Here is a 10,885-nt window from a genome sequence, read left to right on the forward strand (position 1 = left end):
CCGTCGGAACATAGCAAGAACATTGGCGTCAGCGCTCCATCAGCCGCGGCATCAGCTCGACGAAGTTGCAGGGCCGGTGACGGCTGTCGAGCTGGTCCTTGAGGATGCCGTCCCACGCGTCCTTCACCGCGCCGGTCGAACCCGGCAGCGCGAAGATGTAGGTGCCACGCGCGACGCACGCGCAGGCGCGGCTCTGCACGGTGGAGGTGCCGATCGTCTGGTAGGACAACCAGCGGAACAGCTCGCCAAAACCGGGGATCATCTTGTCCGCGACACGCTCGACCGCCTCGGGCGTCACGTCGCGCCCGGTCACGCCGGTGCCGCCAGTGGTGATGACGCAGTCGACTTGGGTGTCATCGATCCAGCGATCGAGCTGATCGACGATCGCGTCGGCGTCGTCGCGCAGGATCACCCGGTCGGCGAGCAGGTGCCCCGCTGCCTCAAGCCGCGCGACCAAGGTGTCACCCGATCTGTCCTCCGCCAGCCCGCGCGTGTCCGATACCGTCAGCACCGCGATGCGAACGGGCGTGAAGGTGCGGCTCTCGTCGATCGGCACGCGACTATTCGGCGCGGGTAGAGGAGGCGGGGCTGACGGTGCCGTTGACCGCGATCGCGGTGTTGGGCGCCTGCGCGTTCATCCGCACCGCGGTCGCACCGGGCAGGCCGGGGAATCGCGGCCACATGCCCTGCGCCAGCGCCGACCGGCTGGGCGAGGCGGCTTTGCCGCCCTGCGCCTCGTACATCCAGTAATTGCGCAGCACCGTCACGACGTAACCGCGCGTCTCCCAATAGGGAATGCTCTCGATGTAGAGCAGCGGATCACCGCCGTCGCGAACGATGCCGTTCCACTCGCCGACGTGCTGCGGGCCCGCGTTATAGGCGGCGATCACCTTGGGCAGCAGCCCGCCGGTCATCCCCATGTCGCGCAGCCGCTCGATGTGACGCTGACCGATGTCGAAATTGGTCGACGGACGGGTCAGCGCGGCCTGATCAACTGTTACCCCACGTTCGCGCATGTAATCGGTCGCCGCCGCGGGCATGATCTGCATCAGGCCATAAGCGCCCGCCTGGCTCTTCACCTTGGTGCGAAAGCCCGATTCCTGCAGCGTATGCGCGTAGACCAATGCCTTGTCGATCCGCCAGCCGCTGTCGGGCGTCCAGCTCGGCTGCGGATAACGCGCCTCGGCGAGCGCGGTGACCCCCTGCGGCATGTTGTGCGCCAGCCACACGGTCGTGGACGCGAGATCGAGCTGCTCGGCGAGCCGCGTCAGGCTGCCAAATTCGCTCGGCGAACCGATCCGCGCCTGCTGACGCAACACGGTGTCGGCCTCGTCATCCTCGCCGATCTCGACCAGCGCGGCAGCGACGCGGACGTTGGGGCGGCGTTCGAGCGCGGCCCAGTCGTCGGTCACGCGCTGCGGACGCGATTTCGCGAGATCGATCCCGAGTGCCTGCCGCGCGAGCAGGCCGTAGAAAGTTTCGCCGAACTGCGACGCCTGCTTCAACCTAGCCTCGACCTTGTCGGGTCGGCCGCACATCATGTCGGCGCGCGCGGCCCAGTATAGGGCGGTCGCGCGCAGGTCGGTGTCGGGCGCGCGCGCCGCGACATTCTCGAACGCGGGGGCCGTCGCGCCGCAATCCTTCTGCCGCCACGCCGCGAGCGCGCCGGTCCAGCGCGCCTGGATCGTCCAGTCGCCCGCGCCGCTCTCCGCCTTTGCCGCCAGCGCCCGCGCCTGGGTATCGAGACCCTGGAGGAAGTAGATCCACGCGATGCGTGCCTGCCACTCGGTCTGCGCCTCGGGCGAGAGCCCTTGCGTCTGGTCGAGCAGCGCCTCGGCCTCGGCGCCGGAATCGGCCTTGATGAACGGCTGCATCCTGGTTGCGAGATCGGCGGCGATCAGGTCGCTCTTGGTGGCCTTCGCGCGGGCACGGACGGGGGCGCCATCGTTCCAGATCAGGCGCTGCTGCGCGGGAAGCGGCGGCAACTCGGTGACGCCGCGCAGCTTGGCGATCCGCTCCAGCTGGTCGGCCTGCGGCAATTCGGGTGCTTCGTTGATGAGCTTGAGCAGCGCGTCGGCTTCGACCTTGGGGCTGCCCTTTGCGGTGTAGAGTTCTGCGCGTGCGTAGGCGTGCAGGGGCCCCTGCGGCATGCTGTCGAGCGCAATCTGCGCGTCGCTCCAGCGACTCTCGTTGATCGCGGCGAACACGGCACGATAGCCGTCGCGCTGCTCGGGCGTCAGTTGCGGCGGAATACCCGACCGGCGCGCGGCAGCAGCCGGCTCCGCCACCGCGGGCGCGGCCATCGCCACCAGAGTGCAGGCCGCGGCCAACCATGCCCGCTTCAACCCCGTTCTCACTTCCGAAGCCCCTCGTTCAGCAAGATCAGATCCTTCCACGCTTCCGCCTTGCACGCCGGCCGGTCCAGCAGGACGCGGGGATGATGGCTTGCAACGACACGCGTGCTGGTGCCATCCTTATGGTTAAAGGCGTGCAAACGCTCGCGCGCGCTGGCCACGTTCGTCGACAGAACCGCACGGGTCGCCGCATCGCCCAGGACAAGCAGGTTCGCAGGAGCGGCGAGCGACAGATGATGGCGCGTCACCTCGCCCAGTCGCTGCTCGAGATCACGCGGTACGCGGCCGATCGTCGGGCGGCGCACGCAGACCGAGGCGAGCAGCACGTCGCCGCGCGTCAGGCCGATCGCGCGTAACATGTTGTCGAACAGCTTGCCCGTCTCGCCGCCGAGCAGTTGGTCACGGTCGCCGCGCTCCGGACAGTCGACCAGCACCATCAGCGCCGCGTCGGCCGGCCCAGTCGCGTCGATCGGCTCGCCCGACCACGCGGCGTCGGGCGCGTCCTTCCCCGCGCGCCAGGTCACGAACTCGGCCAGCGTCGCCGGCATCGCGGCGGACGGCGCCGCGACCGAAGAAGACAATCGGCCGACAGGATCGGCGTGCGTCGCGCTGGCCAGGTCAGCAGGCGGTAAATTGTTCTGCTTCAACCAGTTGACGGGTTCGTCGCCCACCACCACGTCGACCCCGGCGTTGCGCCACCAGTCGAGCGTGCTCGCCGCAAGTTCGGTCCAGTTCTCACCGGACCAGTCGATGTGCTGATCTGCCCCCATTGTCGCGCGGCATAGGATGCGCGGTTGACGCGAAGGTCAATGTACTGGCACCGCAGCACAGGCAGGATGGTGCTGCGGTGCGACGAGGAGCGCGCCCGCGCGAGAGGAGAGTGTGAAGTGAGCGATCGCGAATCGATGCCGTACGACGTGGTGATCGTCGGCGCCGGCCCCGCCGGGCTGTCGGCGGCGATCCGCATCAAACAACTCGCCGCCGAGAAGGAGGCCGATATCTCGGTCTGCGTGCTCGAGAAGGGCTCAGAGGTCGGCGCACACATCCTGTCGGGCGCGGTGATCGATCCGCGCACGCTCGACGAGTTCCTGCCCGACTGGCGCGACGACGGCTGCCCGCTGGCCGAAGTACCCGTCACCGAGAACATTCACTGGGTGCTGACCAAGAACAAGAAGGTCAACCTGCCGCACCTTTGGACCCCGCCGTTCCTCCACAACAAGGGTACCTATACCGGCAGCCTCGCCAACCTTTGCCGCTGGCTGGCGGGCAAGGCCGAGGAGCTGGGCGTCGAAATCTTCCCCGGCTTCGCCGCTGCCGAGGTGCTGTTCAACGAGGACGGCAGCGTCAAGGGCGTCGCGACCGGCGACATGGGCGTCGCGCGCGACGGCACGCACAAGGGCGATTACCAGCCGGGACTGGAACTGCACGCCAAATACACCTTCTTTTCCGAAGGATGCCGCGGGCATCTGTCAAAGGAACTGATGCGCATCTTTGACCTGCGCGCCAGTTGCGATCCGCAGGTCTATGGTCTCGGCATCAAGGAATTGTGGGATATCGATCCCGAACTCCACACGCCGGGTAAAGTCATCCACACGCAAGGGTGGCCGCTGAGCGAAACCGATGGCTCAAACGGCGGCGGCTGGATCTACCACCAGGCGAACGGGCAGGTGTCGATCGGCTTCGTCACGTGGCTCAATTACACCAATCCGTACGTGTCGCCGTTCCAGGAAATGCAGAAGTGGAAGACCCATCCCGAGGTCGCGGCACTTCTGAAGGGCGGCAAGCGCGTCAGCTACGGCGCGCGCGCGATCTCGGACGGCGGATTGCAGTCGATCCCCAAGCTCGTATTCCCCGGCGGCGCGCTGATCGGGGACAGCGCCGGCTTCCTCAACGTGCCGCGAATCAAGGGTACCCATACCGCGATGAAGTCGGGCACGATGGCGGCGGAGGCCGCGGTCGACGCGATCCTGTCGCAGCGGCAGGGCGACGAACTAACGGCTTACCCAGACGCGTTCGAGAACAGCTGGGTGAAAAAAGAGCTGTCGATCGTCCGCAACGTCGTGCCGCTGGTGAAGAAGTTCGGCGACTTCATGGGCTCGGGCCTCGCCGGCATCACGATGTGGTCCGAGTATCTCGGGCTCAAGATGCCGTTCACCATGCACCATCATCCAGACCACGAAACATTGTGGCGCAAGGACATGGTGAAGAAGGTCGAGTACGCGAAGCCCGACGGCGTGCTGACGTTCGACAAGCTGTCCTCGGTGTTCCTGTCGAACACCAACCATGAGGAGGATCAGCCGGTTCACCTGACGCTCAAGGACGCGGCGGTGCCGGTCGAGCACAATCTGCCGCTCTACGACGAACCGGCGCAGCGTTATTGTCCTGCGGGCGTTTACGAGATCGTGGGCGAAGACACGCACGATCCCCGTCTGGTGATCAACGCGCAGAACTGCGTCCACTGCAAGACGTGCGACATCAAGGACCCGACGCAGAACATCAACTGGGTCGTGCCCGAAGGCGGTGGTGGACCCAATTACCCGAACATGTGACTTTGCCCGATCCGCTCGCCGCCGCCACCCTGCGGCGGCGAGCCTCTTGTTCTTGACGGGATTGCTGTTCGGTACGCCAGCGCTCGCGCAGACCAATGTTGCCGACACCGCCGTCGTCGATCGCGCGGACAGGAGCGTCGCCGAACCAGAGGTCGCGGCCTATCTGCGCGCCAGAGTGGCCGATGCGGACGGGAAGGTCGCTCTCGCCGCGAGCGACTATGATGCAGCGCTCGGCGCGTCATCCAACGACCCGATCGTCGCGATCCGCGCCTATCGCGAGGCGGTGCGTGCGGGCGATTACGCGCTCGCCGACCGCGCCGCCGCGGTGTTGGCCCGCAAGGGGGTGTTGCCGAGCGACGCGCCGCTGCTCGCGCTCGCCGCGACCGCGCGCGCCGATGATCGCGCCGCTCCCGAGCGCGCGTTGACTGCGCTTGACGCGACGCCGCTCAAGATCTTGTCGGCACCGCTGCGTGCCTGGGCGGCACTCGAGTGGAAGGGCGACCCGGCGGCCGCGCTCGCCGTCCAGCCCGCCGACGCGGTCGCCCGCCGCTTCGTCGCCGAAACGCGCGCGCTGATCATTCTCGCGCAGGGCCGAAGCGAGGAGGGCGTGGCGGCGCTGCGCCCGCTGCTCGGCAACGACCAGGCGAGCACCGACACCCGCATCGCCGCCGCACGACTGCTGATCGCGCGGGGCAAGCGCGACCTCGCGCGCAGCCTGCTCGTCGGCGATGCGCCGCCGGTGGTCGCCCTGCGCGAACGGCCGCGCGCGCGGCTTGGGCCTGGGCTCAGCTTCGGCATGTCGTGGCTGCTGACCCGCGTGGCGTCGGACCTCGCGCTCGGCAAGCCGACCGGGCTCAGCTATACGCTCGTCCAGTCCGCGCTTCGCGCCGATCCGGGTAACGACCGCGCGCGCCTGCTGCTCGCGGGTGCCTTGTCGAAGGATGGAGCGACGGCGCGGGCGCTGGCGGTGCTGGATCAGGTCGATCCTCGTGGCATCTACGCCGCGCAGGCGATCGATGGGCGCGTGCAGATACTCGCCGAGGCGGGGCGAACGCAGGAGGCGCTCAGATTGGCGCAACTGCTCGCAAGCCCGAGCGACGGCGACCTGACCGACGTGCAGCAATTGGCCGACCTGTACCTGCGGCTGAACCGGCCGAGCGACGCGGCGCCGCTGTATCGCCGGCTGGCAGAGCGCGCGGGCGCCGATTGGTCCGATTGGCTGCAATATGGCGCCGCGCTCGACCGCGCCGGTGATTGGCCCGCGGCGCGCGCTGCGCTGAAACAGGCCTACGCGCGTGCGCCCGAGCAGCCGCTGGTGCTCAATTATCTCGGTTACGCGCTGATCGAGCACAACGAACGTATGGCAGAGGCGCAGGCGATGCTGGAGCGCGCCGCGCGTGCGAAACCGGGCGATCCCGCGATCACCGATTCGCTCGGCTGGGCCTTGTTCCGGCGCGGGCAGACCGCGCGAGCATTGCCGTTGATCGAGCGCGCAGCCGCGGCCGACCCGACCAATGCCGAGATCGGCGAGCATCTGGGCGATGTTTATTGGCGCATCGGTCGTCGCTACGAGGCGCGCTATGCCTGGACCGCCGCGCGCGCTACGGCCGAGACACTCGTCGTCGCCGCGCGTCTGTCGGCCAAGGTCGCGAACGGATTGTAGAAGGAAGCAGTGTGGCGGGGCAGGTGATCGTCGAAACAGCGCCGGCGAAGCTCAACCTCGCACTACACGTCCGCCGACGCCGCGATGACGGCTATCACGAGCTTGACACGATCTTCGCCTTTGCGCGCGATGGCGATACGGTGACCGTGGCGCCTGGAGAAGCGTCGCTACGGATCACCGGCCCGTTCGCCAACGGCTTGGGCAGCGGCCCCGACAATCTGATCCTGCGCGCGGAAGGCGCCTTCAAGGCGACGTTCGGCATCGACGCGAGCCACGCGATCACGCTCGACAAGCATCTGCCGATCGCGTCGGGGATCGGCGGCGGCTCGGCCGATGCGGCGGCGACGCTGCGCGCGCTGGCGCGGCTGCATGGCATCGCGGCACACGACGAGCGATTGTTCGCGCTCGCGGCCTCGCTCGGCGCCGACGTGCCGGCCTGCCTGCTCGGCCACGCAGCGTTCGGGCGTGGGAAGGGGGACGCGCTGGAGAAGATCGCCGGGTTGGGCGACATGCCTGCGTTGCTGGTCAATCCCGGCGTGGGCGTGTCGACCGCCGCGGTGTTCGCGCGTTGGGACCGTCACGATCGCGGAGCGCTGCCCGACGGCGACACGCTGGAGCGCGCGATCGGCGGTCGCAACGACCTTCAGCTAGCTGCCGAGCAGGTTGCGCCAGTGATCGCCGAGGTCATGAGCGTGCTCACGCAACAAGCCGGCGTGCGGCTCGCGCGCATGTCAGGGTCGGGGGCGACCTGCTTCGCGCTGTTCGAGACGCCTTCGTTGCGTGATACCGCCGCGCTCGCGATTGCGGCGGCGCAGCCGGACTGGTGGCAGCTCGCGACCACGGTGCAATGATCCGGCTCTCGGTCGAGGCAGGCGTCGCGCGGATCGCGCTCGATCGCGCCGCGGCGCGCAACGCGTTACCGACGACCGGCTGGCTCGAACTTGCCCGTGTGGTGGCGCAGGTGCCCGCCAACGCGCGCGCCGTGCTGCTCGCCTCCGACGTACCTGGCATCTTCTGTGCCGGCGCCGACCTGCGCGATCTCGCCCGGCTCGCCGACGATGTTCCCGCACGTGCCTCCTTCCGCACGGCGATGCGGGACGGCATCGAGGCGTTAGCCAGCCTGCCGATGCCGGTAATTGCGGGGGTAGAGGGCGGTTGTCACGGCGCCGGCGTGGCGGTCGCGCTCGCCTGCGACCTGATCGTCGCCGGTCCCGCGGCGCACTTCGCGATCCCGCCCGCTCGGCTCGGCATCGGCTATCCGGCGCAGGACGTGGCGCGCCTGTCGGCCCGCGTCGGGCGCGGTCAGGCTGCGCGGCTGCTGTTCACCGCGGAGACGATCAACGCGGACGAGGCGCTGCCCATCGGCCTGGTCGATGTGATCGGCGACCCGGCGCAGATCGCGGCAGCGATCGCAACCAATGATGGCGAGGCGCTCCGATTGCTTAAGCGGATGCTCGTCGACCCGCGTGATCCCGCACACGACGGCGCCTTCGAGGATTCGTTCGGCTCCCCTCGCTTCGCCGCCGGCACCGATCGTTACAGAAAGGCTTGATCACGCGCGCATGTTCCCTACTTGTTCACGTGGAACAAAGTGTGTACACGAGCAGGAACGCGTTGAACGTCGTGCGCGGGTGCTCTAGCGAAAGGGATCGGCAATGGCCGCAAAACTTCAGGTGATCGATACCGGCATGGCAACCGCGACTAACGACCGTCAAAAGGCACTCGACGCCGCCCTCGCGCAGATCGACCGTGCGTTCGGCAAAGGCTCGGCGATGAAGCTCGGGCAGAAGGAAGCGATGCAGGTCGAGGCGATTTCGACCGGATCGCTCGGGCTCGACATTGCGCTCGGGGTCGGTGGATTGCCGCGCGGCCGCGTGATCGAGGTGTACGGCCCGGAAAGCTCGGGGAAAACGACGCTCGCGCTTCACGTCATCGCTGAGGCGCAGAAGAACGGCGGCACCGCGGCGTTCGTCGACGCTGAGCACGCGCTCGATCCCGTTTACGCCAAGAAGCTGGGCGTCAACATCGACGAGCTGATCGTGTCGCAGCCCGACACCGGCGAGCAGGCGCTGGAGATCACCGACACGCTGGTCCGCTCGAACGCGATCGACGTGCTGGTGGTCGATTCGGTCGCGGCGCTCGTTCCGCGCGCGGAGATCGAGGGCGAGATGGGCGACAGCCACGTCGGGCTCCAGGCTCGCCTCATGTCGCAGAGTTTGCGCAAGCTGACCGGCTCGATCAGCCGCTCGCGCTGCATGGTGATCTTCATCAACCAGCTGCGCATGAAGATCGGCGTAATGTACGGCAACCCGGAGACGACGACGGGCGGCAATGCGCTCAAGTTCTACGCTTCGGTCCGCCTCGACATTCGCCGCACCGGCGCGATCAAGGACCGCGACGAGGTGACCGGCAACTCGACCCGCGTGAAGGTCGTGAAGAACAAGGTCGCGCCGCCGTTCAAGCAGGTCGAGTTCGACATCATGTACGGCGAGGGCATCTCCAAGATCGGCGAGATCCTCGATCTCGGCGTCAAGGCCGGGCTGGTCGAGAAGTCGGGCGCGTGGTTCTCTTACGACAGCGTGCGGATCGGGCAGGGGCGTGAGAACGCCAAGAACTTCCTGCGCGACAACAAGGAAATGGCCGATCGTCTGGAGAAGGCGATTCGTGCGCGCACCGAGGCGGTAGCGGAGGAGATGATGGCGGGACCGTCGGAAGACGACGACATCTGATCCGGGTCGACCCTGATAAGCAGTTAAGCGCGGCTCGTCAGCAATGGCGGGCCGTTCGTGTTTGCAGTCCGGGCGCGGATCGGTGGAGGAGGGAGGCGTAGATGACCGCAGCGGGTGACTGGACCGGAAAGGTCGGCGATGTCTGGGCGCGGGAGTGGCGGCGAACGGAGCGTAGCTTCTCGTATCTCGCTCCGCAGCTCACCCGCGCAATCCTCGCGGTCGCACCCGAGCAGGGGCAGTTCCTCGACCTGGGCTGCGGCGTTGGCAGCACAAGCGCCGATGTGGCGCAGGCGCGTCCGCTCGCGTCGGTAGCGGGTGTGGACCTGTCCGAGCCGATGGTGGCGATTGCACGCGAACGCCACGCGCTGCCCAACCTATGTTTCCTGTCCGGCGATGCCCTGACGCTCGACGTGCCGCCGCTTGGCCTGATCTTTTCGCGCCACGGCGTCATGTTCTTCGGCGACCCGCAAGCCGCGTTCGGTCACCTGCGTCGCAGAGCAGTCGCCGGCGCGCCGCTGGTCTTCTCCTGCTTCCGCGCACGAGGTGAAAACCGGTGGGTGGACGAACTTGATCGTGCGATTGGCGCACCGGGGTGCGAAGGTGCGAGCTACTCGCCCGGACCGTTCGCCTTCGCCGACAGCGCCTTTGTCGCCGACATGTTGGCGCATGCCGGTTGGGAGGTCGTTACGGTGGAGCGGGCCGACTTCGATTATGTCGCGGGCGAGGGGGCGAGCGACGAGGACGCCCTCGCCGACGCGCTGGACTTCTTCGAACGGATTGGTCCCGCCGCGGCGGCGATCCGCGCGGCAGCTGGCGATGCGCGCCGCGATTTGCTCGAGCGGATCGGAGGGCGGCTCGCGCGTTATGCCGTCTCGGGGCGGGTCGAGATACCGGCATCGGCCTGGATCTGGACCGCTCGCGCCGCAGGGGAGCACGCATGACCATTATCGTCCATCATCTCGAAGATTCCCGTTCGCAGCGTGTGTTGTGGATGCTGGAGGAACTCGGGCTGCCGCACGAGGTGAAACGCTACGAGCGCAACAAGAAGACGATGCTCGCGCCGCCCGAGCTGCGCCGGGTCCACCCGCTCGGCAAATCGCCCGTCATCGAGGACACCGACGATGGTGGCCGCGTGATCGCCGAGACGGGGGCGATCGTCGAATATCTGGTCGATAAGGCGGACGGCAAGCTCGGCGCGCCGGCGAAGCGCGACGATGCGCTCTCCTACCGCTTCTGGCTTCATTACGCCGAAGGGTCGCTGATGCCGCCGCTGCTGCTCAAGCTGGTGCTCGGCCGCATACCCTTGATGGGCAAGCCCGCGACCCGGCGTATCCAGCCGATGATCGACGTCCACCTCGATTTCGTCGAACAGTCGCTCGCTGGCCGATCCTGGTTCGCGGGCGATCAACTGACCGCCGCCGACATCATGATGAGCTTTCCGCTCGAGGCCGCGCGCAGCCGGGGCGGGCTGGACAAGAGCCGACCCAACACGATCGCGTGGTTGGAGAAGATCCATGCGCGTCCGGCCTATCAGAAGGCGCTGGAGGAGGGTGGTCCCTACGCTTATGCGTGAATGAATAGAGTGCGTTA

10 protein-coding genes are annotated in these 10,885 nt (G+C 67.6%); 7 read left to right on the top strand and 3 right to left on the bottom strand.

Annotated elements, in window-relative coordinates; genetic code table 11:
* Nucleotides 1-28: 28 nt before the first annotated feature.
* From moaB to BMW51_RS00475, 3 genes are read right to left on the bottom strand one after another with little or no spacing between them, the layout of a single operon-like run.
* Nucleotides 29-556: a molybdenum cofactor biosynthesis protein B gene (gene moaB / locus BMW51_RS00465; RefSeq protein WP_093002313.1), complete on the bottom strand. Its 528-nt coding sequence runs from the start codon at nucleotides 554-556 to the stop codon at nucleotides 29-31.
* A 4-nt stretch (nucleotides 557-560) separates the two neighbouring features.
* A complete protein-coding gene (locus BMW51_RS00470) occupies nucleotides 561-2,303 on the bottom strand; it encodes a lytic transglycosylase domain-containing protein (protein ID WP_245708270.1) in 1,743 nt (580 codons plus the stop codon).
* Between the two features lie 50 nt (nucleotides 2,304-2,353).
* Entirely contained in the window at nucleotides 2,354-3,124 is a 771-nt protein-coding gene (locus tag BMW51_RS00475; protein WP_093002317.1) for a uracil-DNA glycosylase family protein, read from the bottom strand.
* 117 nt (nucleotides 3,125-3,241) lie between these two features.
* On the opposite strand from BMW51_RS00475, the gene BMW51_RS00480 reads away from it, so the two are divergent.
* From BMW51_RS00480 to BMW51_RS00510, 7 genes are all read left to right on the top strand, one after another.
* Nucleotides 3,242-4,903 carry an electron transfer flavoprotein-ubiquinone oxidoreductase gene (locus BMW51_RS00480; RefSeq protein WP_177171466.1) on the top strand — a complete coding sequence of 554 codons (1,662 nt, stop codon included), beginning with the start codon at nucleotides 3,242-3,244 and terminating at the stop codon, nucleotides 4,901-4,903.
* Nucleotides 4,904-4,955: 52 nt separating this feature from the next.
* Nucleotides 4,956-6,566, top strand: a complete 1,611-nt coding sequence (locus tag BMW51_RS00485) for a tetratricopeptide repeat protein (protein WP_245708216.1) — start codon at nucleotides 4,956-4,958, stop codon at nucleotides 6,564-6,566.
* A gap of 23 nt (nucleotides 6,567-6,589) precedes the next feature.
* Nucleotides 6,590-7,417: a 4-(cytidine 5'-diphospho)-2-C-methyl-D-erythritol kinase gene (locus BMW51_RS00490; RefSeq protein ID WP_093003720.1), complete on the top strand. Its 828-nt coding sequence runs from the start codon at nucleotides 6,590-6,592 to the stop codon at nucleotides 7,415-7,417.
* Nucleotides 7,390-8,118, top strand: a complete 729-nt coding sequence (locus BMW51_RS00495) for an enoyl-CoA hydratase/isomerase family protein (protein WP_245708217.1) — start codon at nucleotides 7,390-7,392, stop codon at nucleotides 8,116-8,118. The genes BMW51_RS00490 and BMW51_RS00495 overlap by 28 nt, the downstream gene beginning before the upstream one ends.
* A 103-nt stretch (nucleotides 8,119-8,221) precedes the next feature.
* Nucleotides 8,222-9,295, top strand: coding sequence for a recombinase RecA (gene recA / locus BMW51_RS00500; protein WP_093002321.1), 1,074 nt, complete (start codon nucleotides 8,222-8,224; stop codon nucleotides 9,293-9,295).
* 101 nt (nucleotides 9,296-9,396) lie between these two features.
* Nucleotides 9,397-10,236: a class I SAM-dependent methyltransferase gene (locus BMW51_RS00505; protein WP_093002323.1), complete on the top strand. Its 840-nt coding sequence runs from the start codon at nucleotides 9,397-9,399 to the stop codon at nucleotides 10,234-10,236.
* Nucleotides 10,233-10,868 (top strand): glutathione S-transferase family protein, encoded by a 636-nt coding sequence (locus BMW51_RS00510; protein WP_093002325.1) that lies wholly within the window; start codon nucleotides 10,233-10,235, stop codon nucleotides 10,866-10,868. Before BMW51_RS00505 ends, BMW51_RS00510 begins: the two co-directional genes overlap by 4 nt.
* Nucleotides 10,869-10,885: the final 17 nt, after the last annotated feature.

The organism is Sphingomonas palmae, assembly GCF_900109565.1.
GTDB classification, from domain to species: Bacteria; Pseudomonadota; Alphaproteobacteria; order Sphingomonadales; family Sphingomonadaceae; genus Sphingomonas; species Sphingomonas palmae.

Excerpts from the sequence above, each read along its gene's own strand:
- BMW51_RS00470 (WP_245708270.1), bottom strand. The coding sequence starts at position 2,303 with ATGGCCGCGCCCGCGGTGGCGGAGCCGGCTGCTGCCGCGCGCCGGTCG.
- BMW51_RS00475 (WP_093002317.1), bottom strand. The coding sequence starts at position 3,124 with ATGGGGGCAGATCAGCACATCGACTGGTCCGGTGAGAACTGGACCGAA.
- recA (WP_093002321.1), top strand. The coding sequence starts at position 8,222 with ATGGCCGCAAAACTTCAGGTGATCGATACCGGCATGGCAACCGCGACT.
- BMW51_RS00505 (WP_093002323.1), top strand. The coding sequence starts at position 9,397 with ATGACCGCAGCGGGTGACTGGACCGGAAAGGTCGGCGATGTCTGGGCG.
- BMW51_RS00510 (WP_093002325.1), top strand. The coding sequence starts at position 10,233 with ATGACCATTATCGTCCATCATCTCGAAGATTCCCGTTCGCAGCGTGTG.